General features: G+C 68.0%; 26 protein-coding genes. 11 read left to right on the top strand and 15 right to left on the bottom strand.

What is annotated here, in order from left to right; all coding sequences use genetic code 11:
- Positions 1–80 precede the first annotated feature (80 nt).
- The 3 genes from BM140_RS17555 to BM140_RS17545 form a co-directional block, all read right to left on the bottom strand.
- Entirely contained in the window at positions 81–1,976 is a 1,896-nt protein-coding gene (locus BM140_RS17555; RefSeq protein ID WP_091949500.1) for a tetratricopeptide repeat protein, read from the bottom strand.
- A 143-nt stretch (positions 1,977–2,119) separates the two neighbouring features.
- Positions 2,120–2,422, bottom strand: a complete 303-nt coding sequence (locus BM140_RS17550) for a hypothetical protein (RefSeq protein WP_091949306.1) — start codon at positions 2,420–2,422, stop codon at positions 2,120–2,122.
- 2 nt (positions 2,423–2,424) lie between these two features.
- Positions 2,425–2,643, bottom strand: a complete 219-nt coding sequence (locus BM140_RS17545) for a hypothetical protein (RefSeq protein ID WP_091949303.1) — start codon at positions 2,641–2,643, stop codon at positions 2,425–2,427.
- A gap of 383 nt (positions 2,644–3,026) precedes the next feature.
- Between BM140_RS17545 and BM140_RS17540 the strand changes: the two genes are divergently transcribed.
- The gene (locus BM140_RS17540; RefSeq protein WP_091949299.1) at positions 3,027–3,269 is read left to right on the top strand and encodes a hypothetical protein; all 243 of its coding nucleotides are present in this window, start codon (positions 3,027–3,029) and stop codon (positions 3,267–3,269) included.
- Between the two features lie 67 nt (positions 3,270–3,336).
- Complete coding sequence (locus tag BM140_RS17535) at positions 3,337–3,660, top strand: hypothetical protein (protein ID WP_091949296.1); 324 nt, start codon at positions 3,337–3,339, stop codon at positions 3,658–3,660.
- Here BM140_RS17535 and BM140_RS17530 read toward each other — a convergent pair.
- Positions 3,644–5,005, bottom strand: a complete 1,362-nt coding sequence (locus BM140_RS17530; RefSeq protein WP_091949293.1) for an LLM class flavin-dependent oxidoreductase — start codon at positions 5,003–5,005, stop codon at positions 3,644–3,646. The genes BM140_RS17535 and BM140_RS17530 overlap by 17 nt on opposite strands.
- Before the next feature lie 247 nt (positions 5,006–5,252).
- Between BM140_RS17530 and BM140_RS17525 the strand changes: the two genes are divergently transcribed.
- Together BM140_RS17525 and BM140_RS17520 are read left to right on the top strand one after the other, a co-directional pair.
- Positions 5,253–5,576 (top strand): nucleotidyltransferase domain-containing protein, encoded by a 324-nt coding sequence (locus BM140_RS17525; protein WP_091949290.1) that lies wholly within the window; start codon positions 5,253–5,255, stop codon positions 5,574–5,576.
- The gene (locus BM140_RS17520) at positions 5,573–5,980 is read left to right on the top strand and encodes a HEPN domain-containing protein (protein WP_091949287.1); all 408 of its coding nucleotides are present in this window, start codon (positions 5,573–5,575) and stop codon (positions 5,978–5,980) included. Before BM140_RS17525 ends, BM140_RS17520 begins: the two co-directional genes overlap by 4 nt.
- A 429-nt stretch (positions 5,981–6,409) precedes the next feature.
- Here the strand turns inward: BM140_RS17520 and BM140_RS25480 are convergent, their stop codons facing one another.
- Positions 6,410–7,027 (bottom strand): DUF6602 domain-containing protein, encoded by a 618-nt coding sequence (locus BM140_RS25480; RefSeq protein ID WP_131803874.1) that lies wholly within the window; start codon positions 7,025–7,027, stop codon positions 6,410–6,412.
- Positions 7,028–7,091: 64 nt separating this feature from the next.
- Entirely contained in the window at positions 7,092–9,176 is a 2,085-nt protein-coding gene (gene parE / locus BM140_RS17515) for a DNA topoisomerase IV subunit B (RefSeq protein ID WP_091949284.1), read from the bottom strand.
- 275 nt (positions 9,177–9,451) lie between these two features.
- Here parE and BM140_RS17510 point away from each other — a divergent pair, with 275 nt between their 5' ends.
- Positions 9,452–9,640, top strand: coding sequence for a hypothetical protein (locus BM140_RS17510; RefSeq protein WP_091949281.1), 189 nt, complete (start codon positions 9,452–9,454; stop codon positions 9,638–9,640).
- Between the two features lie 154 nt (positions 9,641–9,794).
- Here BM140_RS17510 and BM140_RS17505 read toward each other — a convergent pair whose 3' ends face one another.
- Both BM140_RS17505 and BM140_RS17500 read right to left on the bottom strand, forming a co-directional pair.
- Positions 9,795–10,253, bottom strand: coding sequence for a hypothetical protein (locus BM140_RS17505; RefSeq protein ID WP_091949278.1), 459 nt, complete (start codon positions 10,251–10,253; stop codon positions 9,795–9,797).
- A 93-nt stretch (positions 10,254–10,346) separates the two neighbouring features.
- Positions 10,347–11,576 (bottom strand): trans-sulfuration enzyme family protein, encoded by a 1,230-nt coding sequence (locus tag BM140_RS17500; protein WP_207549476.1) that lies wholly within the window; start codon positions 11,574–11,576, stop codon positions 10,347–10,349.
- A gap of 90 nt (positions 11,577–11,666) precedes the next feature.
- On the opposite strand from BM140_RS17500, the gene BM140_RS17495 reads away from it, so the two are divergent.
- Positions 11,667–12,182 (top strand): TspO/MBR family protein, encoded by a 516-nt coding sequence (locus BM140_RS17495; RefSeq protein ID WP_091949275.1) that lies wholly within the window; start codon positions 11,667–11,669, stop codon positions 12,180–12,182.
- 118 nt (positions 12,183–12,300) lie between these two features.
- Here the strand turns inward: BM140_RS17495 and BM140_RS17490 are convergent, their stop codons facing one another.
- From BM140_RS17490 to ftsE, 3 genes are all read right to left on the bottom strand, one after another.
- Positions 12,301–13,002 carry a YdcF family protein gene (locus BM140_RS17490; protein ID WP_091949494.1) on the bottom strand — a complete coding sequence of 234 codons (702 nt, stop codon included), beginning with the start codon at positions 13,000–13,002 and terminating at the stop codon, positions 12,301–12,303.
- 193 nt (positions 13,003–13,195) lie between these two features.
- Complete coding sequence (locus BM140_RS17485) at positions 13,196–14,158, bottom strand: cell division protein FtsX (protein ID WP_091949272.1); 963 nt, start codon at positions 14,156–14,158, stop codon at positions 13,196–13,198.
- Positions 14,158–14,868 carry a cell division ATP-binding protein FtsE gene (gene ftsE, locus BM140_RS17480; RefSeq protein WP_091949269.1) on the bottom strand — a complete coding sequence of 237 codons (711 nt, stop codon included), beginning with the start codon at positions 14,866–14,868 and terminating at the stop codon, positions 14,158–14,160. The genes BM140_RS17485 and ftsE overlap by 1 nt, the downstream gene beginning before the upstream one ends.
- Before the next feature lie 140 nt (positions 14,869–15,008).
- Between ftsE and BM140_RS17475 the strand changes: the two genes are divergently transcribed.
- The 5 genes from BM140_RS17475 (at position 15,009) to BM140_RS17455 (ending at position 18,692) form a co-directional block, all read left to right on the top strand.
- Positions 15,009–15,764: a zinc-ribbon domain-containing protein gene (locus tag BM140_RS17475; protein WP_091949266.1), complete on the top strand. Its 756-nt coding sequence runs from the start codon at positions 15,009–15,011 to the stop codon at positions 15,762–15,764.
- 100 nt (positions 15,765–15,864) lie between these two features.
- Positions 15,865–16,434: a hypoxanthine phosphoribosyltransferase gene (hpt, locus tag BM140_RS17470; protein WP_091949491.1), complete on the top strand. Its 570-nt coding sequence runs from the start codon at positions 15,865–15,867 to the stop codon at positions 16,432–16,434.
- A gap of 157 nt (positions 16,435–16,591) precedes the next feature.
- On the top strand, positions 16,592–16,957 hold the full coding sequence (locus tag BM140_RS17465; protein ID WP_091949264.1) for a response regulator: 366 nt from the start codon (positions 16,592–16,594) through the stop codon (positions 16,955–16,957).
- A gap of 86 nt (positions 16,958–17,043) precedes the next feature.
- A complete protein-coding gene (locus tag BM140_RS17460) occupies positions 17,044–17,775 on the top strand; it encodes a class I SAM-dependent methyltransferase (protein WP_091949261.1) in 732 nt (243 codons plus the stop codon).
- 83 nt (positions 17,776–17,858) lie between these two features.
- Complete coding sequence (locus tag BM140_RS17455; RefSeq protein WP_091949488.1) at positions 17,859–18,692, top strand: bestrophin-like domain; 834 nt, start codon at positions 17,859–17,861, stop codon at positions 18,690–18,692.
- A gap of 115 nt (positions 18,693–18,807) precedes the next feature.
- On the opposite strand, the gene BM140_RS17450 is transcribed toward BM140_RS17455, so the two are convergent.
- From BM140_RS17450 to sdhA, 4 genes are read right to left on the bottom strand one after another with little or no spacing between them, the layout of a single operon-like run.
- A complete protein-coding gene (locus BM140_RS17450) occupies positions 18,808–19,632 on the bottom strand; it encodes a succinate dehydrogenase iron-sulfur subunit (RefSeq protein WP_091949258.1) in 825 nt (274 codons plus the stop codon).
- A gap of 44 nt (positions 19,633–19,676) precedes the next feature.
- Positions 19,677–20,285: a hypothetical protein gene (locus tag BM140_RS17445; protein WP_244535473.1), complete on the bottom strand. Its 609-nt coding sequence runs from the start codon at positions 20,283–20,285 to the stop codon at positions 19,677–19,679.
- A 23-nt stretch (positions 20,286–20,308) separates the two neighbouring features.
- Complete coding sequence (locus BM140_RS17440; RefSeq protein ID WP_091949255.1) at positions 20,309–21,127, bottom strand: class I SAM-dependent methyltransferase; 819 nt, start codon at positions 21,125–21,127, stop codon at positions 20,309–20,311.
- 13 nt (positions 21,128–21,140) lie between these two features.
- Complete coding sequence (sdhA, locus tag BM140_RS17435; RefSeq protein ID WP_091949252.1) at positions 21,141–22,961, bottom strand: succinate dehydrogenase flavoprotein subunit; 1,821 nt, start codon at positions 22,959–22,961, stop codon at positions 21,141–21,143.
- Between the last annotated feature and the right edge of the window lies 1 nt (position 22,962).

Raw genomic sequence — 22,962 nt, 5'->3', positions numbered from 1 at the left:
CCTATCGGGCCGAGGCTCTACGTTATTGTGCCGCATCGGCTTTTTTCCGAAAGCCGGTTCCCACCTTTCGGGCCGATGCTCTAACCGCCCGGCTTCTTGTCGGCCGAGCCCGGCGCGTCGCCCGGGGCCGGGGCGCCCTTGGGCAGCTCCGGATTCTGCGGGTTGTGCGGGGCCGCCACGGGGGCGGGGACCGGCTCGGCCGGAGCCGGAACGGGCGGGTTCTCGGCGGTGGCGGTCGGCTTGTCCGGCTCGGGCAAGCCGTCCTTCAGCTTGGCGTTGATCTTCTCGAGATCGTCCGGCTCGGGGTTCAGGTCCTTGGCGTGCTGCCACTGGAACTTGCCCTCCAGCCGTCGGCCCGTGCGCCAATAGGCGTCGCCGAGGTGGTCGTTGATGGTCGGGTCGCCGGGCTTCAGCTCGACCGCCTTCTCCAGCTCGCGCACCGCGTCGTCCCAGCGGCCGAGGCGGAAATAGGCCCAGCCGAGGGAATCGATGATCATGCCGTCGCGGGGCGACAGATCGACGGCCTGCTTCAGCATCTTGAAGCTCTCGTCGATGTTCATGTTCCGATCGACCCAGGAATAGGCGAGGTAGTTGAGCACCTGCGCCTTGGCGTTGGGCTGGGTCGGCGGCAGCAGGGTCAGCGCCTTCTTGAGGTCGGCCTCGGCCTCGTTCCACTTGCCGGCGCGCTCATAGGCGGTGCCGCGGAAATAGTAGAGCGTCCAGTGGTTGGCCTCATTGCCCGCCGGGATCAGCTTGATCGCGCGGGTATAGGTCTCGGCGGCCTCGGCGAATTTCTTGCGCGAGCGCTGGACGTTGCCGACGGCGGAGATGACGTCGATGTTGTCGGGGTTGGCCTTGAGCACGCCGGTCAGGTGCTCCAGCGCCTCGTCGCCCCGGCCCATCTGCTCGAGGTTGAGGCCGATCTGGATGTCGGCGTTGAGCTTGAGCGGGGAATTCGCCGGGATCTGGGCGTAGGCCTCGTTCGAGCGCTCGGTCTGCTTCATCCGGTCGAGGGTGTCGGCGAGCGTCAGCCGCGCCACCGCATGCTCGGGGGCGAGGTAGAGGGCGAGCCGGAGATAGACGACGGCCGGAAGCTCGTCCCCCTGGGTCGAGCCGGCGGAGCCGAGCCCGTAGAGCACCTCGGCCGCGCCCTCCTGCGCCGAGGCGATCAGCGGCGGCAGGGGCTTGCCGGCCTTGAGCTTGTCGAGGGCGTCCACCACCATCGGGTGGCGCGGCATCGCCTTCTCGAACTGGCTATAGGCGTCGATGGCGAGATCGGTGCGGCCGATCCCGGCCTCGAAGCGGGCATAGGCATCGACGATGCGCAGGGTGTTGTGGTCGGCGTCGAACGCCGCCTTCAGCTTGCGCTCGGCCTCGCCCTTGTCGCCGACGAGCGCGGCGATCAGCCCGGCATGGTAGTCGCGGAAGACGTTGAAGTAACGCTCGCCGCGCAGGCGGTTCAGCGTCTCGTTGGCGCGCTTGCCGTCCCCGGCGCCGGCATAGGCCCAAGCGGTCAGCAGCGTCGCGGTGAGGTCGGCCGCCGCGCCCTTGCCGCTGCGGGCGAAGCTCTGGCGGGCGGGCGCATATTGCCCAGCCTTGAGCTGACGCACGCCGAGCGCCAGTTGGGCGAGGCCGTTCGACCCCTCGCGGGTGGCGAGGCGCTCGGCGGCGCGGAAGGCGTCGGTCATGGCGCCGTCGGCCAGCAGCGAGACGAAGGCCCGCTCCAGAAGCTCGGCATTGCGCGGGTCGCCCTTCACCGCCTCGCGGTAGAAGCTCGCGGCGGCGGCCGTGTCCTTCGAGGCGCCGGCGATGTAGGCCGAGAGGAAGTTGCCTTCGAGCGATTCCGCCGGCTCGTATTCGGAGATCGGCGAGGATTCCCGCGGCTGCAAGGCGGCGGCCGGCAGGCTGCCGGCGACAGTGCCCGAGAGAAGCAGGGCGAGCGCGGCGGCGCTCCGGCGGGCAGTGGTTCCGTTCATGATCACCAGACGCGGCTCCATGCGGCGCCGCCCAGGGGTTGCCCCTTCTTGAGGCTGGCGCCGGTTCGGCGGGGGACACTGGACTCCTTCCGCCATCACCGCAAGGCGAAAGGATGGCGCGGGGGAGGGGCGTTTTGACCGCGTCAGGCGTCGTCCGCGATCTCGGCCTTGGCGTCCTCGATCAGCCCCGCGAGCCCGGTATCGACCTCCGAGCCCAGCAGCGCCCGCTCGGCCGCCGTCAGGTCCTTCGCCCAGGCGCCACTGCCGAAGCCTTCGCGGCAGCGGGCGCGCTCGGACGCGATGGCGGCTTCGGTCCCGGCGGGATCGGCGCGCATGGCCGCGACGAACCCGAACCACGCCGCCCGCTCGACCACGGCGAGCCGCGCCCGCAGCCGCATCTCCACCGCACGGATCGGATCGACCGCGCCCTCGTCGTTCTCAGCCATCGTCAGCCCCCGTTGCGCCGCTGTTCGCAGCGCGTCTTCACATAGGTCTTGGTGTCGCTCGGGGTATGCCCGGCGCTGGCGGCGAGCACCGGCCCCTGGATCAGGCATTCCTGCAGGGTGTGCGCCGGCCCGACGACGACGTCGAGCGCCGTCTCCCGCGAGCAATCGGGCACCTGCACGGTCGAAGCGCAGACGAGGGCGACGACGAGGATCGGGTTCATGCGGGGCCGGCCTCCGGACGGGGTCCGGCCCTGAATGGCCGGGACGGGAAGGTAGAACGGCGCAGCCGCAAGAGGCTCCCGAAAAGTCCCGCGGGGCGGCTGCGTCACAGCCGCACGCCAGCCTGTTTGCCAGACGCCGCATCACATCACGTCTCGGAAAGCATCGTACGGCAGCCCCGTATGGCCGGGCGCGAAGAGCGCCCCGCGCAGCCGACCTCGGCTCTCGGCCGAGGCGTCGAGCGGAGCAAAAGCCCAGGGGGACTTCACATCCGCGGAGGCGGGCGCCGGCGCCTGAGTCCCCACAAACATCCCTTGCCCCAAAAAAGACGCAAGATCGGCTTGTCTTCCGCGACTTCGGACAAGGTCGTTGCAAGGAGGCGACAATGTCTTTCGATGTGATCCTGACGAAATCCGCACAGGAACTCGGCGAGAGCCGCGGTGTTCTGCCGGACCTCGAAGAGCGGACCCGTGACGAGATCGCGGAACTGCCCGGCGAGGGCTTGGAAGAACTGGAGCGGCGGCTGTTCCATGCCTTCGCGCTGGAGGACGGCACCGAAGTGATCTGCTCGCTGACCGCGGACGGCGCGGTGCGCGTCGATGCCTGCGAGGCGGACGTGGCGGCCTGAGGCGTCGGAACCGGCGCCGTGGGCGCCGGATTGCTCCTCCCGACAGAGAATCCGTCGAGGAGGAGACATGTCCCACGACACCGTCGGCATCGAGGCCGATTTCGCCACCCGCGATTCCGCCCACGCCGCCAAGAGCCGGCTGGTGCGCGCAGGGTTCGCCCGCAACAGCATCGACATCTTCCGCAGCGGCGACGGCTTCGTGGTGCGCGTGCCGATCCGCGAGGAGAACCGGGCGCGGGCCGCACGCCTCTTGAAGGGCACGGCGTTCGTCGAGCGGGCCAAGCACGGCGGCCTGGCGGCGGCCGACCGGGTCGGCAGCCAGCCGATGCTGGCCCTGGCGCTCGCCGGTCTCGCGGGGTTCGTGCTCTACGGGCTCACGAACCGGCGTTGACGGCTTCACGCCCCTCAAAAAAGCGGTTGCCCGGCCGCTTCAGCCCGAGATGATCCCGCAGCGTCGTGCCCTCGTACTCGGTGCGAAACAGGCCGCGGCGCTGCAACTCGGGCACGACGCCCGTACAAAAATCGTCGAGCCCCTCGGGCACGAAGGGGAACATGACGTTGAAGCCGTCGCAGGCTTCCGTGTGGAGCCACTCGGCCATCCGGTCGGCGATCTGCTCCGGCGTGCCGATGAAGCTCAGCCCGCCATAGCCGCCGACCTTGCGGGCGAGTTCGCGCACGGTGGCCCCGGTGCGGCGGGCGTAGTCGACGATCTGCGCCTGCCCGCTCTTGCTGGCGTTGGTCTCGGGAATCTCAGGGAGCGGCGCGTCGAGATCGAAGCCCGAGGCGTCGGTGCCGAGCCGGACCGAGAGATTGGCGAGCCCGCTCTCCACCGGCACCAGTGCATCGAGCCGCGCCTTCTTCTCCCGCGCCTCACCTTCCGTGCCGCCGACCACGACGAAGGCGCCGGGCAGGATCTTCAGCTTGTCCGGCGCGCGGCCGGCGGCACGCATCCGGCCCTTCACGTCGGCGTAGAATTTCTGGCCCGCTTCCAGCGTCGAGGACGAGCCGAACACCATCTCGGCGGTCTCCGCCGCGATCTGCCGGCCCGCATCCGACGCCCCGGCCTGCACGATCACCGGCCAGCCCTGGACCGGACGGGCCACGTTGAGCGGGCCCTTCACCTTTAGGAATTCGCCCTTGTGGTCGAGGGTGTGCAGTTTTTTGGGATCGAAATAGAGCCCGGCCTCGACATCGCGCACGAAGGCGTCGTCCGCCCACGAGTCCCACAACCCCGTGACGACCTCGAAAAACTCGCGGGCGCGGGCGTAGCGGACCGGGTGGTCGAGATGGGCGTCGCGCCCGAAGTTCAACGCCTCGTCGGGGTTGCCCGAGGTGACGAGGTTCCAGGCCGCACGGCCCTTCGAGATATGGTCGAGCGAGGCGAACTTGCGAGCGACGTGATAGGGCTCGTTGTAGGTGGTCGAGGCGGTGGCGATCAGCCCGATCCGCTCCGTCACCATGGCGAGTGCGGGCAGCAGCGTCAGCGGATCGAACGAGGTGACGGTGGCCGAGCGCTTGAGCGCCTCCATCGGCATCTTCATCACGGCGAGATGATCCGCCATGAAGAACGCATCGAACTTCGCCGCCTCCAGCGTACGAATGAAGCGCACGAGGTGATCGAGGTTGAAGTTCGCATCCGGATAGCCGCCGGGATAGCGCCACCACGCGGTGTGGATGCCGATGGGGCGCATGAAGGCGCCGAGGTGGAGTTTCTTGTTTTTGGCAGTTTCGCCCATGACTGGCTCCGGCCGCTTTTGGCTCGATGCAGGCGATATGGGGCGACGCGGCGCGTGCGGCATGGCTCGGATCACGCCTGCGCCGGAGTCTTGTTTTCTCCCACACGATCCCCTCATCCTGAGGTGCCGCGCAAGCGGCCTCGAAGGAGGGCTCCAGAACCCGCTGAGCGATCTGGAGCCCTCCTTCGAGGCTTCGCTTCGCTCCGCACCTCACGATGAGGGTGCGGGTTGGAAAAGGTAGGGAGCGATGACCGTCGATCCGACCAAGGACCCGGTTCTGGTGCGCTTCCGCTCCGCGCTTGAAGATACCTACGGCGAGCGGATCGCGCGCGTCGTGCTGTTCGGCTCACGGGCGCGGGGCGATGCGCGCCCGGATTCCGATTACGACATCGGACTCTTTCTCAACGACATGGAGAGCTTCGGCCACGAATCGAAAGTGCTTGCCGAAATCGAGACCGATCTCCTCATGGCGACCGGCGCGGTCGTGAACACGCTGCCACTACCGGCAGATGCCTATGCCGACCGCACGGGCTTCATGGGTGAGGTGCGGCGCGAAGGCATCGCGCTATGACGCCCGAGACGAAGGACTATCTCGATAAGGCGGCCGAGAATTTGGCCGACGCGCGCACGATCCTCGCGATCCCGCTGGCGAAGGTCGCCGCCCGCAGCGCCTACTACGCCGCGTTCCACGCAGCCGAGGCGCTGCTGATGGCGCGCACCGGGCGGATCGCAAAGACGCACCGGGGGGTTCGCTCCGCCCTCGCCGAACTCCTATCCGACGCTTCCACCGACGACCGGGAAATCCTGACCTTCCTGGCTCGCGGCTACCGCTTCAAGGAACTGAGCGATTACGGCGTCGGGTCAGCTGCCGTCATTACGGAAGCCGAAGCCTCAGATCTGATCAACGGCGCTTCGCGCTGCCTCGACCGAGCGAGAGCTCTGATTGGAGAGAGCGATATGAGCACCTCAAACTGAAAGAAGGCCAACTGAGAATAATTTGACCGCGCAGCACTTATAATCTTGCAGTTATCTGCAATCAGTCTCACCTCAGAACAATCGTCAAATGAATTTGTGCCAAACAGTCTATACATGATAGATTGGTCGTATGTAAAGATAAATCAATCGCCGGCATAATATATACATCATAAATAAGCCATGATATATAAATATATTGAGTAATCACTTAATTGAATCTACTGAATGCCGTGCGTAAATCAACTCCTAAATATTCCCTCTCGGCTCTCTCCAATTATCCTTCCCTCTGGTATGTATCCAACCAGATCGGGAGATCGGGGGCCTGCTCTATCTAACCATGATAAAAGCCAAAGAAAAAACATCATGAAACAATTTTCGTCGCTCTTATAAGCCCGGAATGAGCGCTTTTCCATCTTACCGCCGGTCGCTTCAAATCGAATGCGATAGTCTGAGCGCTCCGCTCCGTACTTTGCTAAAACAATGATACTGACCAGCGGTCAAAACAAACTTCATTGGAGATATGATAAAATCTGGAAGCAAGTCGGCATCAATATGTTTATATGCAGTAGCAATATTATCAAGACATGTTTCAACACTAGGAGAATCGTACGACCATAACACGAACAGCGAGTTGTCTATAGACTGATCGAATCGATCAGAATATTTTCTCGTTAAATTTTTAAAACGAGCACACTTTTGCAATGAGTCTTTTATCTTCCCTGGTCCCAAATAGGTCTCAACTTCCAGAAGGGCATATATAGATTCTATCAACCAAATCGGGACAGATCCGTCGATAAGTGGCCTGTTGCTGAGACCATCTACGATAAAAATATCCGCTTGATTTGAGAACTCCCCTGAAGAAGAAAGCGCCAGTCCAGAACTTACAGTATAACGACTTGGAAGTATGTCTTGAAAAACTTTTTGCAGCAAATCCTCTCTTCTGCTACCCGCAGAGGGACGGTGCATTGTATACCACTCACGAATCAAATTTGATCGCGATTGAAGGTCTTTTGCAACGAATGCGAAATAATCTGCAGTAGAAGGCATAGATCTATTATAATCCTAAATCAGAAAAATCCCTTGGCTTTCCAAAGAATGCAAGAAATTTGGATTAAATATCCAACTCCGCCCCATCCGCAAACGCCGCCCGCTCGGTAATAAACGCGAACCGCGCCTCCGGCTTATTCCCCATCAGCCGCTCCACCGTATCGCCGGTCGATTCCCGCGCCTCGTCGAGCACCGCGACGCGTAGGAGCGTGCGCTTCCTCGGGTCCATTGTGGTCTCCTTGAGCTGCGCCGGCATCATCTCGCCGAGGCCCTTGAAGCGGCCGATCTCGACCTTGGCTCCCTTGAACACGGTCTTGATGATCCGCTCCTTGTCGGCGTCGTCGCGGGCATAGGCCGATTTGGCGCCCTGGCTGATCCGGTAGAGCGGCGGGATCGCCAGATAGAGGTGCCCCTTGTCGATGAGCCGCGGCATCTGCCGGTAGAAGAAGGTGATCAGCAGCGAGGCGATGTGGGCGCCGTCCACGTCCGCATCGGTCATGATGATGACCTTGTCGTAGCGCAGATCGCCCTCGCGGAAGTTGGCGCCGGTGCCGCAGCCGAGCGCCAGCGTCAGGTCCGAGATGAGTTGGTTGGCGCCGAGCTTGTCGCGGCTGGCCGAGGCCACGTTGAGGATCTTTCCCCGCAGGGGGAGCACGGCTTGGGTGGCGCGGTCGCGGGCCTGCTTGGCCGAGCCGCCGGCCGAGTCGCCCTCGACGATGAAGATCTCCGAGCCCGCGGTGCCGGCGGCCGAGCAATCGGCGAGCTTGCCGGGGAGCCGCAGCTTGCGGGTGGCGCTCTTGCGGGCGACCTCCTTCTCCTGGCGGCGGCGCAGGCGCTCCTCGGCCCGGTCGATCACCCAGTCGAGCAGCTTGTTGGCCTGGGCCGGGGAGGCGGCAAGCCAATGGTCGAAGGCGTCGCGCACCGCCGTCTCGACGATGCGGGAGGCCTCGACGGTGGCGAGCTTGTCCTTGGTCTGGCCCTGGAATTCCGGCTCGCGGATGAAGACCGAGAGCATGGAGGCGCAGGTCGCCATCACGTCGTCGGTCGTCACCGACGTCATGCGCTTGGCTTGGTTCACCCGCTCGGCATGCTCGCGCAGGCCCCGCAGCAGGGCGACGCGCAGGCCGGATTCGTGGGTGCCGCCCTCGGGCGTCGGGATCGTGTTGCAGTAGGAATGCGAGACGCCGTCGTCCGCCACCGTCCAGGCCACCGCCCATTCGAGCGAGCCGTGCGAGCCGGGTTTCGTCATCTTGCCGGAGAAGATCGCGTCGAGGACGAGCTCCTTCCCCTCGATGTCGCGGGCGAGATAGTCGGACAACCCGCCGGGGAAGCGGTGCACGGCCTCCTGAGGCACGTCCTCCAGGCCTTCGAGCAGGGAAGGGGCGCAGCGCCACCGAATCTCGACGCCGCCGAACAGGTAGGCCTTGGAGCGGGCCATCTTGAACAGGCGGCGCGGATCGAACTTGAGCGAGCCGAAGATCTGCGCGTCGGGGTGGAAGCGCACCCGCGTGCCGCGCCGGTTCTGCACCCGGCCGACGGTCTCCAGCCCGCCCTGCGCATGACCGCGCGAAAACGTCTGGCGATAGAGGGTCTGGTTGCGGGCGACCTCGACTTCCAGAACGTCGGAGAGCGCGTTGACCACCGAGATGCCGACGCCGTGCAGGCCGCCCGACGTCTCGTAGACCTTCGAATCGAACTTACCGCCCGCATGCAAAGTGGTCATGATGACCTCGAGCGCGGACTTGCCGGGGAACTTCGGGTGCGGATCGACCGGGATGCCGCGGCCGTTGTCGGTGACGACGAGGGAGCCGGATTCCTCCAGCTCCACCTCGATGAAGCTCGCGTGGCCCGCGACCGCCTCGTCCATGGAATTGTCGATCACCTCGGCGAAGAGGTGATGCAGCGCCCGCTCGTCGGTGCCGCCGATATACATGCCGGGCCGGCGCCGGACCGGCTCCAGCCCCTCCAGCACCTCGATCGCCGAGGCGTCGTAGCCGGCCTCGGCCGGCTCGGGCGCCGGCACGGCGGCGAGCTTGCGGCGCTCGACCGGCTTCGGCTCGGCCTGCGCCTGGGTCGTAGCCAAAGGCTTGTCGATGGACTGCGGCGGCTTGCCCCCCGGCCCGAACAGATCGCGTGCCGGATCGCTCACGCGACGGCTCCTCGAATCGGGGCGGAGGCGGGCTGCATGGCTCTTCATATCCTCTTGATACAGGAACAAACGGGAAACAAAAAGCGTCCCGAACCTTCCCCGGCGCCGCAGTTTCGCATGGCGGCGGCACCGCATCCAAACCGTCCGGTGCGGCGCCGTCACGCCAGTGATGCAAGCGGATGGTTAAGGAGTGCCTGATCTTATGGAGGCGGAACCGATGTGCGGGTTCGCACGTTGTTCCGCCAATGATAGCTTGACCATTGGGAGACATGCCGATGACCGCCGCTGCGCAGGCCCGCCACCTCTCCCTCTCGCGCCTGGAGCGCGCCGCCGGTCAAGCCTTCGGCTACGAGGAGCACGAGCCGGTCGCCGTCTCGCGCGGCTCGCTCATGTTCGCGCATTCGGGCTTTGCCCTGGCGACGGTCGCGACGGCGCTCGCGGCGACGATCACCTATTTCGTCTGAGGCGGGAGCCGACGGACCGAACAGATCGCAGGCGCCCGCCATCGCCGCATGGCGGGCGTGTCCTATCTGCCCCCAACGCGTCGGCGAGGTGGTTGCAACCGCGATGCCGAGGCGAGGGGCGGGCCACCGGGCCCACCCGGATCCGTCCGAAAACCTATTTGTCGTTCAGCACCTTGATCGGATCGGTGCGCTGGGCCGGCGAGGGTTCCTTGGTCAGCGTGCTTCCGGTCTTGCGCTCGGGCAACGCCTTGCCGCCCCCGACGGGGCTCTGGGCCGAGGCATCCCGCTCCTGCGTCGGCACAGTGCCGCTGGCGAGTTCCAGACAGGTCACCAGTTCGACATAGGAGGGCGAGCCGCCCGCCTTGAACTGCTGGGAGCATTGGTTCTTGGCCGAGCCGGGATACTTGCCCCAGTTCTTCTTCAATTCCTTCTGGGCGCCGCGCTCGGATTGCAGGCAGCCCTCCAGGCTCGCGTTGTCGCTGATGCTGACCTGGGCGCGCTGTGCGGCCTTGCAGGTCGATTCGACATCGAGCTTGGGCGGGCCGTCCTCGGCGAGGGCCGGCGCGGTCAAGGCAACGAGGCCGAGGGTGGCAAGAAGCAGGCGGGGCGTCATGTCGGCTCGCGGAAGGGCAGGGGCGTTCGTGCACTCCAACGCGCGAGCGGCCCGGAAGGGCCTGGCCCGCGGTAAAAATCCCGCGCCACAGCCTCAGCCCTGCGCGGCACGGAGCGCCGCGTCGAGATCGCGGAACAGGTCGTCCGGATCCTCGATGCCGGTGGAGAGCCGGAGCAGGTCGGGCGGGCACGGCGTGGTCGGGCCCTCCACCGAGGCGCGGTGCTCGATGAGGCTCTCCACTCCGCCGAGCGAGGTCGCCCGCTTCCACAGCCGTACCCGGGCGGCGGTGGCGATCGCCGCCGCCTCGCCGGCCGCGACCCGGATCGACAGCATGAAGCCGAAACCGCCGCGCATCTGCCGCGCCGCCACCGCATGGCCCGGATGGTCGGGCAGGCCCGGATAGAGCACGGCGCCGACCAGCGGATGGCCGCAGAGGCGCTCGGCGAGGTGCTGCGCCCCGGCACTCTGGGCGCTCGCCCGCAGGGGCAGGGTGCGCAGGCCCCGCATCAGCAGGTAGGCCTCGAACGGCCCGAGAATCGCCCCCCAGGTCGCCCGGATCGCGACGATCCGCTCCCAGAACGCGTCCGGCCGCGCGGCGGCCAGCACGCCGGCGACCACGTCGGAGTGGCCGTTCAGGATTTTCGTACCCGAATGCATCACGAGATCGGCGCCGTGCTCCAGCGGCCGGGTCAGGATCGGGCTCGCCGCAGTGGAATCCACGGCCAGCCGCGCCCCCGCCGCACGCGCGATGGCGGCCACGCCCGCGAGGTCGGTGACGGTGCAGAGCGGGTTGCCCGGCGTCTCGGCCCAGACGAGCCGGGTGCGGCCGGGCACGGTCGCGGCCCGCACCGCGTCGAGGTCGTCCATCGCGACGAAATCGACCGTGAGGCCGAGGCGGTCCGCTTCCTGGCGCAGCCAGCGCTTGAGGCCCCAATACATCACCTCCGGCGCGACCACGTGGTCGCCGGGCGAGAGAGCACAGAACACGGCCGCGGCCGCCGCCATGCCGGAACCGAACAGCAGCGCCCCGGCCTGCGCACCCTCCAACGCCGCGATCACCCCCTCGGCCTCACGCACCGTGGCATTGTCGGGCCGGGCATAGGAGAAGCCGGAGCGATAGGCGTTGTCGGCGTCGCGCAGGTAGGTAGTCGAGAGGTGCAGCGGCGGCACCACCGCACGGGTCACCGGATCGATATGGCCCATGGCCTGGGCGGCCAGCGTGCGCGGGCTCCATTCGGCGGCGGTCAGCGGTGCGGGATCCGCGCCCCTCCCCATGCCCGGGCCTGCATCCGGATCGGTCTCGGGCGCGTTGGTCCGGCTCATCGCATCCTCATAGGCTCTGTCGCGCGGGCTTGAGCGAAACGCCGCTTGCGGGCAAGGCGAATGCACGATGGACGGAGCAGCAGACGGCGCATGACCACCCTGGAGGTTCCCGAGCGGCCGGCGCTGCCGCCGCTGCCCCGCATCGCCGCGGCGATCCTACCGGTGGTGCTGACCGCAGCGATCGGCTCGCTCGCCACCGGCTCGAACATCGAGACGTGGTACGAGACCATCCGCAAACCCGCCTTCAACCCGCCGAACTGGCTGTTTCCGGTCGCCTGGACGCTGCTCTACGCGATGATCGCCGTGTCGCTGTGGCGGCTGCTCGGCGCGCGGCCGGTGGTGGGCCCGTCGCGGCGGGCGTGGTGGCTGGCGCTCGCCGCCTTCGCGGCCCAGCTCGTTCTCAACGCCGCCTGGACGCCGGTCTTCTTCGCTGCCCACGAACTCGGGCTCGCGCTGATCGTCGCGCTGGCGATGCTGGCGATGATCCTCTGGACGATCCGCCTGTCCTGGCGCTTCGACCGCCTCGCGGCGTGGCTGCTCGTGCCCTACGCCGCCTGGGTCAGCTTCGCCTGCCTGCTCAACGGGGTGATCTGGCAGATGAACTGATCCCGATCGTCGCTGATCCCGACGCATCGCCGATGGCCCCCGCGAGGGCGGGGCGGCGGGCGTCCGCCGGACGCACGGAACAGGACCGTCGGTCCGGTTCCGCGCCGCTCGGCCTGAGTCAGTTCATCTCGCGCATCAGCCGTTCGGCCACGATCTTCACCGGCTTGCGGCGGCCGACCAGCACGGCGAAGTGGGATTGCTCCGGGTCGGATTCGACCTGCGTGCGCAGCCACGCGACGAGAAATTTCAGGTACTCGGCGCCGACCAAGCGGGCAGCCGAGGGGTCGGCCCACCAGCGCGACACGTCGAAGCCGTCGGAGACGACGGGGTAGGCGATGACCGTCTCGCCCTCGTCGAGCGCGTGGTGCAGCTCCACCAGGGTACGGGGCATGTGGTAGTTCGAGGTCACGACCGCGATGCTGGTGAAGCCGTGGCGGCGCATCCAGCGGCGGGTCTCGATGGCGTTGCCGATGGTGTTGCGCGCCCGGTAATCGAGGTCGATGCAGCAATCGATCCAATGCTGCTGGTTCGGGTTGAGCCGGGCGATCTCCTCGCGGCTGGTGCGCTCGTTGACGCCGGAGATCAGCAGGCGCCGCCCGTGGCCGTTGGCCAGCAGGTCGATGGCGTCGCCGATGCGCTGCGATCCACCGGTGAGCACGACGATGGCGTCCGCCTGACCGGTGGGCGGGCGCTCGGCCCGCTCGATCGCGGTGACGAAGGCGAAGAAGCCGCAGGCCAGCGCGAGCGAGCCGAGCAGCCCGACGGTCACGGTCAGCCGCATCAGGAGGCGCCCCACGGCGGGTCTGCGCGGCTCACGCATCGGCAGCGGCATCGGCGCGGAGACCGACCAGGACCAGCCCAGAGCGTCCCGTGCCTTCAGGGCCAGGGCGCCGGCCGTCGTCGGACGTGACGTTCGCGCGGACATGGGCGGCAGGACAGCGTCTCATTGCGGTATCATGGAGGCGGAGATTCGGTCCGCAATGCTTGATGAAAGGTTAACGGCCTCCCCCGGTTCAGCGGAGGAAGTGCCGCACGGTCACCCGCGAGACGATCGCGGTGACGACCGAGGCGATGGCGCCGATCGCCACGATCACGGCATAGCCCTGCCAGCCGATCTGGAAGGTGCCGAACAGGGCCGCAATCTCCTCGCCGGCCGGGCCTGAGCGCCACATGCGGGCGACGAGCCCGGCCAGCGCGCAGACCAGGAGCGCCGCCCCCGCCCCGAGAGCGCCGCCGCGGAGACCCAGGCGGAAGAACCGGCTCTGGAACGCTTTGGCGATGTAGGCGTCGTCGGCGCCGACGAAGTGCAGCACCTCCACCACCTCGCGGTTGCCCGCCATGGCGCCGCGGGTGGCGAAGACCACCGCGAGGCCGGTGGCGATCAGCACCAGGGCGACGACGCCGATGCCGATGCCGGCGAGCGTGTTGGCCATCACCGACAGGCGCTGGAGCCAGAGGGCGTGGTCGTCAAGGCTGGCCACCCCCGGCAGCGCCTCGGTCAGGGCAGCGCGCAGCGGCGCGAGGTCGGGCCGCGAATCCGGCGGCAGGGTCAGCGCGATCAGCCGGGGCACGGGTAGGTCCGACAGATCGAGGCCGGCGCCGAGCCAGGGCTCGAGCAGCCGCTCGGACTCGGCCTTGGTGAACACGCGGGCGCCGACGATGCCGGGATGGGCGCGGGCGATGGCTTCCGCGCGCTTCACGTCGGCCTCGATGTCGCGGCCGGCGCCGGGGCGGATCTGCACCGTCACCTCCTGGGCGACGCTGCCCTGCCACTGGCCGGCGCTCGACACGGCGATCTCCGCCGCGCCCGCGCAGAGGGCGGCCAGAAAGGTCAGGATGGCGATGACGGCGGCCAGCGCCCGGCTCGCCGCGGAATCGGTCGGAACCAGGGGGGCGTTGCGCCGGAGATTGGCCGGCAGCGGCGGCTCGGATCTCTCGGCCGGACGCGCGGGCGCGGGGGGACGGGCCTCGTTCATCAGTTTTCGATCCGCAGGCGGCCCTCGCCCAGCACCATGCGGCGGGCATCGACGAGGTCCATCAGGCCGTAATCGTGGGTCGCGATCAGCACGGATGTGCCGAGCCGGTTCAGTTCCATGAACAGGCGCAGCAGGCGCCGGGCGAGGCTCGGATCGACGTTTCCGGTGGGCTCGTCGGCGAGCAGCAATTCGGGCCGGGCGATCAGCGCGCGGGCGATGGCGGCGCGCTGCTTCTCGCCGCCCGAGAGCAGCGGCGGCAGCACGTGCATGCGCTCGCCCAGGCCCACCCAGCGCAGGAGTTCGACGACTTCGGCCCGATAGCTCGCCTCCGCCCGCTCCTGCACGCGCAAGGGCAGCGCCACGTTCTCGTAGGTGGTGAGGTGGTCGAGCAGGCGGAAATCCTGGAACACCACGCCCATGCGGCGGCGCAAGCCCGTGAGCGCCTCGCTCGAGATGCCGCTCACCTCCTCGCCGAACACCGAGACCAGCCCCCGCGTCGGCTTCACCGAGAGCAGGATGAGGCGCAGCAGCGTGGTCTTGCCCGCGCCGGAGGGCCCGGTGAGGAACTGGAACGAGTGGGGGGCGATCTCGAAGCTCAGGTCGGAGAGCACCTCCGAGCCGAGCCCGTAGCGCATGCCGACACTCTCGAACCGGACGACGGGCTCCTGCGCGCCGGACAGGAGGCTGCCCGTGTTCTTCCCAGCCGACAAGGCTCGCTCCCGGTGACTCGACGTGGGGGCCGCAAGGCAGGCGGCCGGCTTCACGGCCGGTTAACTCTCGTGGGGGAGAACGTTTGTGTCCTTTTCGAGCGCGCGGCAACCCGCCGCCCCGGACTCGGCCGCGTATCCCCATGCTGATCGTCTGCCCGGCCTGCGCCAGCGAGTATCGCATCGATGCCGAGAAGGTCGGCGCCGCGGGCCGCTCGGTGCGCTGCGCCGCCTGCCGCGAGACGTGGTTCATCGGCCCCGACGACGTGGCCGCGGGCGTGCTCGCCGAGATGAATGCGGAGGCGGATCCGTTCAACGCCGCCCTCGACAGCCAAGCGCCGGAGCCCGCCGCTCCCGCCACGCCCGCCGCCGCCATCGAAGAGCCGGCTCCCCGGCGGCGCCCGCCTCCGAAAGCCGCGCGCAAGCCCAAGCGGACCGGTGCGCGCCGCCTCTCGCCCGCGTTCGCCGCGGGCCTCGCCGCCGCCGCCCTGCTGCCGCTGGCCCTGCTCGGCCGCGCGACCGTGGTGCGGGCGATGCCGCAGACCGCCGCGCTCTATGCCGGAATCGGCCTCGCCGTGAACCTGCGCGGCATCGACTTCGTCGACATCGCCGCCTTCCAGACGCCGGCGGAAGGCGCCGAGCCGGCCCGCCTCGTGGTCGAGGGTGACCTCGTCGGCGTCGCCCGGGAGCGCGTGACCGTCCCACCGGTCGAGATCGAGGTGCGCGACGAGCACGGCCAGTCGCTCTACCGCTGGTCGGTCCCCGGCCCCCGCGCGGCGCTCGAACCCGGCGAGCGGGCCCGCTTCAAGGCGAGCCTGTCGGCCCCGCCGGCCCAGGGGCGCCGCATCGAGGTGCGTTTCGCCGAGACCCGGCCGGCTGCGGCGACCGAAGAGCGCTGAGCCGGTTCGGGCGCTGGCGGCGGCGGCCCCGCGTGCTATGCTGCCCTGCAGCACCCTCTTCCAGCGCCGGCCGCGAGCGTCCCAGGTTTTCAAGATCCGCATGAGCAACGCATCCAAACGCGTCCGCGTCCTGTTCGACGAGGCCACGATCGCCCAGCGCAACGACGAACTCGCCGCCGAGATCGTCGCGGCCAAGCCCGACAATCTCCTCGTCGTCGCGGTGCTCAAAGGCAGCTTCATGTTCGCCGCCGACCTGCTGCGGGCGCTGCACCGGGCGGGGCTGTCGCCGCAGGTCGAGTTCGTTCACCTGTCGAGCTACCGCACCTCCACGGTGTCCTCGGGCCAGGTCGAGATCCTGCGCGACGTGCAGAGCGAGGTGCGCGGGCGCGACGTGCTCCTCGTGGACGACATCCTCGAATCCGGCCGCACCGTGGTCTTCGCCAAGGACCTGCTGATGGCCCGCGGCGCCCGGCGCGTGCTGACCGCCGTCCTGCTGGAGAAGCCCGGCAAGCGCGCCGTCACGATCGAGGCGGATTTCGTCGGCTTCACCTGTCCCGACGTGTTCGTCGTCGGCTACGGCATGGATGCGGCCCACGCCTTCCGCCAGCTCCCCTTCGTCGGCCTCGTCGATTACGAGAGCACCGACCCGGACCTGTTCGGCGGCGCTTGACGCTCGACTCGCAGTCGAGACTGATAAATCGGCGACACTCCGCCCATAAAAGCGGAGGAAGGAACCTGAAGCCCGGCAAAGGCTTGACAGGCTACGGTCGCGCTTGATCAATCGATCGACACGACGACATCCCGAGAAAGGTAGAGGACAGCCGGTCATGGCGCGCATCCTGCTGGTGGATGACGAGGACGCCTTGCGCGGCTTCCTGAAGCGGGGTCTCGAACTCGACGGCCATTCCGTCGTCACCGCCATCGACGGCAGCGACGGGCTCGACCGCCTGTCCGAGGCCGGCGGCGGCTTCGACCTGATGCTCACCGACATCCGCATGCCGCTGATGGACGGCATCGCCCTGGCGCTCGCGGCCAAGCGCGACTATCCCGACCTGACGATCCTCTTGATGACGGGCTTTGCCGACCAGCGCGAACGCGCCCGCGGTCTGGATGCCATCGTCACCGACGTGCTGACGAAGCCGTTCTCGCTCGCCGACCTGCGTTCGACGGTGTCGCGGGCACTGGCCGCCTGAACCGCGGGACGGGCTTCGGCGCCGCGTCGTATCCGGGCAGCCTGTCGCGGGGCGGCACGTTCGGCGCGCCCGCGGGTTGTCCGCGGATGATCCGCCTCACCTTCCTCACCCTCCTGCTGCTGACCGTGCCGGCCGCCGCCGCCGAGCCGCTCGCCCCGCCCGGTGAAGCGGCGGAAAAATTTCCGAAGCCGGATCGGCCGGTCGCCGAGATCGTGGCGGCGCAATGGGCGGGGGAGAAGGAGCGCGACCGGGCCGACGAGGTCGGGCAGGTCGCGCGCCTGATGCGGATCGGGCCAGGGCAGACGGTCGCCGATATCGGCGCGGGCAGCGGCTACTACGTGATGCGGCTGAGCCCCCGCGTCGGGCCACAGGGGCGCATCCTCGCTCAGGACATCACGCCGGATTACCTCGCCGACCTCGAGCGGCGGGTGGCCGAGAAGGGGCTGTCCAACGTCACCGTGGTGCGCGGCGCGTCGCACGATCCGCGCCTACCCCCGGCCTCGCTCGATGCCGCCGTGCTGGTCCACATGTATCACGAGATCGACCAGCCCTTCGGCCTGCTGTGGAACCTCGCGGGCGCGATGAAGCCCGGCGGCCGCGTCGGGATCGTCGATGCCGACACGATCCCGTCGCGCCACGGCACGCCGCCCCGGCTCCTGCGCTGTGAATTGTCGGCGGTGGGCTATCGCGAATCCTCGATGACGACGCTCAAGGGCGGCGTCGGCTATCTCGCGGTGTTCGAGGCGCCGGCCCCGGACAAGCGACCCGATCCCGCCGCGATCCGGCCTTGCCGGGATGAGGCGACGCGGGGGCGCTGAGCCCCTTTACCGAATCGGAGGGAATGGCGGCCAAGCTCCCGCGACCACCTTCGATGCGGCGACCGATCGGCGAAGACTTGTCGATGACTCTTGGCACCTGGCTCGACCAACCGGTCTGGTTGATGTTCACCGCCCTGGCGGGCGCCTTCGCGGCGTTCTGCCTGAGCTTGAGCCTGCTCTCGCTCGCGCCGTGGACGCGGGGTGGGATGCGGCTCCTCGGGAGCGGATTGGTGCCGCCCTATATCGGCGTCGTCGCCGTGCTCCTGGCTCTGCTGACCGGCTTCGTCGCCAACGACGCCTGGGAGCGCCAACGGCAGGCCGGGCGGGTGGTGCAGGCGGAACGCTCGCACGCGCTGGCGGTCTACGACCTCAGCATCGCTTCGGCGCCCGACATGAGCGATGTCCGCGCTTCGCTCACCGCCTACCTCACCGCGGTGATCGAGGAAGAATGGCCGTCCATGGCCGATACCGGCGCCGCGTCTCCCGCCGCCGGCCTCGCGCTCGGGCGGCTGCTCCAGGTCGCGGCGGATCCGCGCCAGAGCACGGAGGCGGGCCAGGCCACCCACGCGGCCCTGCTCGACGCGGTGATGAACCTGCGCTCGGCCCGCAGCGAGCGCCTCGCGCTCAGCGCCGCCCGCAGCGACGAGACCAAGTGGCTGACCTTGCTGATCCTGGCGGGCCTGACGCTAGCGGCGATCGCTCTGGTCCATGCGGAGCGCCCCTACGCCCAGGCGGCGGCGCTGATCCTGTTCTCCGCCGCGATGGTGACGACCCTCGGCGTCGTCGGCCTGCACGAGCGCCCGTTCGATGGGCCGTTGGCCCTCACGCCGGAGCCGATCCGCCACGCCCTCGCCGCGATGCAGAAGGGTAACCGTACGGTCGAGGCCGCACCGGACGCGACCGCCCTGCGCCCGTAGGCGCCGGGCGCGATCGAAACACGAACCGAGCGGCGAACCGCCGGCTCGGTGGACGCCCGCCGCCCCGCCGTCGCGGGGGCGATCGGCGAGGCGTCAGGATCGTCGCCGATCGGGATCAGACCGCGCGCTCGACCATCATCTTCTTGATCTCGGCGATGGCTTTGGCCGGGTTGAGGTTCTTCGGGCAGGTATTGGCGCAGTTCATGATCGTGTGGCAGCGGTAGAGCCGGAACGGGTCGTGCAGCGCGTCGAGGCGCTCGCCGGTGTTCTCGTCGCGGGAATCGATCAGCCAGCGATAGGCCTGGAGCAGGGCCGCCGGGCCGAGGAACTTGTCGCCGTTCCACCAGTAGCTCGGGCAGGACGTGGTGCAGCAGGCGCACAGGATGCACTCGTAGAGGCCGTCGAGCCGGGCGCGGTCCTCCGGCGTCTGCTTCCACTCCTTCTCGGGGGAGGGGGTCTCGGTCTGGAGCCAGGGCTCGATCGCGGCGTGTTGGGCGTAGAAGTTGGTCAGGTCCGGCACGAGGTCCTTCAGGACCGGCATGTGCGGCAGCGGGTAGATGCGCACCGCGCCGTCCTTGTCCTTGCGGGTCAGGAAGGGCAGGGCGTTGTCGGGGGTGCGGCACTCGTCGATGCCCATGGTGCAGGCGAGCGCGTTCTGCCCCTCGATGTTCATGGCGCAGGAGCCGCAGATGCCCTCGCGACAGGAGCGGCGGAACACCAGCGAAGGATCGACCTTGTTCTTGATCCACAGGAGGGCGTCCAAGACCATCGGCCCGCAATCGTCGCGATCGACTCGATAGGTGTCGATGCGCGGGTTCTGCCCGTCATCGGGGTTCCAGCGATAGATGCGGAACACCTGAAGGTTCTTGGCACCCGCGGGAGCGGGCCAGGACTTGCCCTCGGTCACCTGGGAGTTTTTGGGAAGATTGAACTGAGCCATCACTCTTGCTTTCTAGGTGCAGCGGCCTTCGGCGCGCTCCGATCTCAAAACGAATTTCGTTGTTTCTCGAGCCAGCGTGTCATGAAGCCTTCGGCCTCTGCCCTCTTGGGCTGCATCGCGGCCGGGCCCGTCATGCGAAACTTCACGAATTTGCCGTGCAGGCCGGTGATGCAGAGCAAACTGTCGGTTGAGCCGAGATCCGGATGATCGATCGTGAAGGCACGGCAGGCGAGCTTGGCCCCCGCCGTGCCCGGCACACGCAGCGCGCCGCGATCCTCGCTGCCGCGGTAGACGCCCCGTTTCACGGCCTCTTCGATATCGCCCGACGCCTGCGCGAGTTGTCCCACCACCGCCGGAGAGGACGGGCCGTCGGGAATGTTCGCGAAGCCGATGTCGTAGACGAAGATGTCCGCCTTCCAACGGCCGTTCATATAGACGACGGAATAGCCGAGCCCCGGCGCCTTCTCCTCGTAGTTCGTGCGCGGGCCTCGGGCGAAGTCGCCGATGGTCGTCGGGAAGTCGAAGCCCGATTCAAGCGCCGCCGCCGGCAGGGCGAGCAGCAGGGCCAGGGCGGCCAGGGCCATGCGGAACGCCGGAAGGGTCCGGGCGCCCTCGATAAGCCCAGGGTTCTGGGAGCGGTTGAGCTGAGCCATGACCGGCTTTCGCTTTCGAAACGTCACGAGAGGGTGCGACGGCCGACGGTGAGCGAGCGCGGCGAGGGCTTCCGCCGCCGCTCGAAGACCACCATGCTGTCGTAGAAGGCGATGCCGTGGGTCGCGTCGGCGAAGCCCGGATCGCGGGTGAACGGTTCGGGCTCGAGCACGTAGCGGGCGTGCAGCCGGTCGAGCAGGTGCTTGGCGTATTCCATGAACGCGCCGGGCGCCCTCAGGCCGCCGCCGAATTCCGGCCAATAGGACGCGTGGAGATCCTCGACGATGTAGACCCCGTCGGGCGCCATGAGCGGATAGAGCGTCTCGAAGCTCAGGATCTGCTCCGGGCTGACATGGCCGGCATCGTCGATCACGACGTCGATACCGCCCATCTCCTCGACGATGCGCTTCAACAGCGCTTGGTCGGCCTGGCTCCCGAGATGGAGCCGGAGATCGGGCTGCTCGTCCTCGATCTGGCGGCAGCCGCCATTGATGTCGAGGCCGTGGATCACCGCCTCAGGCCCGAAATAGCGGCGCCACATCTGAAGCGAGCCGCCCTGATACACCCCGAGTTCCAGCACCCGAACCGGCTTGCCGCGGTAGCGCGACAGGTGACGGTCGTAGATCTCCAGATAATGGTGCCACTTGGTGGCGATCCGGTCGTCCTGGGCGAAGAAGGCGGCCTCGGCCGGGTTGGTCGCGCGCGCGCGCTCGACCGCCGGATCGAACCGGTCTCCATAGGGGTTCAGGGCATCCTGCCAGGATGCCGGCGGCACGGCCGGCGCACCGCTGCAGAGGAGGCCGGAGCCCGCCGGGGGCCCCCGGCGCTTCTTCCGCTTGAACACGCGCGTCGCCTTCTCAGTACACCCGCGCCTTGGGCTCGATGTACTGGATCTCGTTCGACATCGTGTAGGTGTGGACCGGACGGTAATCGATGTTGACCGCGTGCGCGTTCGGATCGAGCCACGCCAGCGTGTGCTTCATCCACTCCTTGTCGTCGCGCTCGGAATAATCCTCGCGGGCATGCGCGCCGCGGCTTTCCTTGCGGTTGGCTGCCGAATCCATCGTGACGACCGCCTGACCGATCAGGTTGTCGAATTCGAGGGTTTCGAGGAGGTCGGTGTTCCAAACGAGCGAGCGGTCGGAGACCTTCACGTCGGCGATGCCGCGCCAGACGTCGTGGATGAGGTTGTGGCCCTCTTCCAGAACCTCGCCGGTGCGGAAGACCGCGCAGTTGTTCTGCATGGTCCGCTGCATCCGGTCGCGCAGCTCCGCGGTCGGCGTGGCGCCGTCGGCGTAGCGGAAACGGTCGAGGCGCGAGAGCGCCTTCTCGGCCGAGTCCTTCGGCAGTTCCGGCTGGCGGGCGTTGGGCTCGACGATGTCGGCGCAGCGCAGGCCCGCGGCGCGGCCGAACACCACGAGGTCGATCAGCGAGTTGGAACCCAGCCGGTTGGCGCCGTGGACCGAGACGCAGGCCGCCTCGCCGAGCGCCATCAGGCCGGGGACCACCGTGTCGGGGTTGCCGTTCTTCAGCGTCAGCACCTCGCCGTGATAGTTCGTCGGGATGCCGCCCATGTTGTAGTGGACCGTCGGCAGCACCGGGATCGGCTCCTTGGTGACATCCACGCCCGCGAAGATCTTTGCGCTCTCGGAGATACCGGGAAGGCGCTCGTGGAGGATCTTGGGGTCGAGGTGGTCGAGGTGCAGGAAGATGTGGTCCTTGTTCTTGCCGACGCCGCGGCCGTCACGGATCTCCATGGTCATCGAGCGCGAGACCACGTCGCGCGAGGCGAGGTCCTTCGCGGACGGCGCGTAGCGCTCCATGAAGCGCTCGCCCTCCGAGTTCGTGAGATAGCCGCCTTCACCCCGCGCCCCTTCGGTGATGAGGCAGCCGGCGCCGTAGATGCCGGTCGGGTGGAATTGCACGAACTCCATGTCCTGCAGCGGCAGGCCGGCGCGCAGCACCATGGCGTTGCCGTCACCGGTGCAGGTGTGGGCCGAGGTCGCCGAGAAGTAGGCGCGGCCGTAGCCGCCGGTGGCCAGGATGGTCTGCTGGGCGCGGAAGCGGTGAATCTCGCCGGTGGCCTGATCGATGGCGATGACGCCGCGGCAGCGCCCGTCCTCGTCCATGATGAGGTCGAGGGCGAAGTACTCGATGAAGAACTGGGTCTTGTTCTTCACCGCCTGCCCGTAGAGCGTGTGGAGCATGGCGTGGCCGGTGCGGTCGGCCGCGGCGCAGGTGCGTTGCGCAGTGCCCTTGCCGTAATCGGTGGTCATGCCGCCGAACGGCCGCTGGTAGATCTTTCCTTCTTCCGTGCGGGAGAAGGGGACGCCCCAATGCTCCAATTCGTAGACGGCGGCCGGCGCGTTGCGGACGAGGTACTCGATGGCGTCCTGATCGCCGAGCCAGTCCGAGCCCTTCACGGTGTCGTACATGTGCCAGCGCCAGTCGTCCGGGCCCATGTTGCCGAGCGAGGCCGAGATGCCGCCCTGCGCCGCGACCGTGTGCGAGCGGGTCGGGAACACCTTGGTGATGCAGGCGGTGCGCAGGCCCGCCTGCGAGCAGCCGACGGTGGCGCGCAGGCCCGCGCCGCCCGCGCCGACGATCACCACGTCGAAGGTGTGGTCGGTGATGGCATAGGCCGGAGCGCCGCTGCCGTTCGTTCCGTTGGAGGCCATG

Origin of the sequence: Methylorubrum salsuginis, assembly GCF_900114375.1 — a bacterium.
GTDB lineage: Bacteria > Pseudomonadota > Alphaproteobacteria > Rhizobiales > Beijerinckiaceae > Methylobacterium > Methylobacterium salsuginis.
The sequence above is the reverse complement of the archived record's forward strand: the minus strand, read 5'-3'. Positions and strand labels throughout refer to the sequence as shown.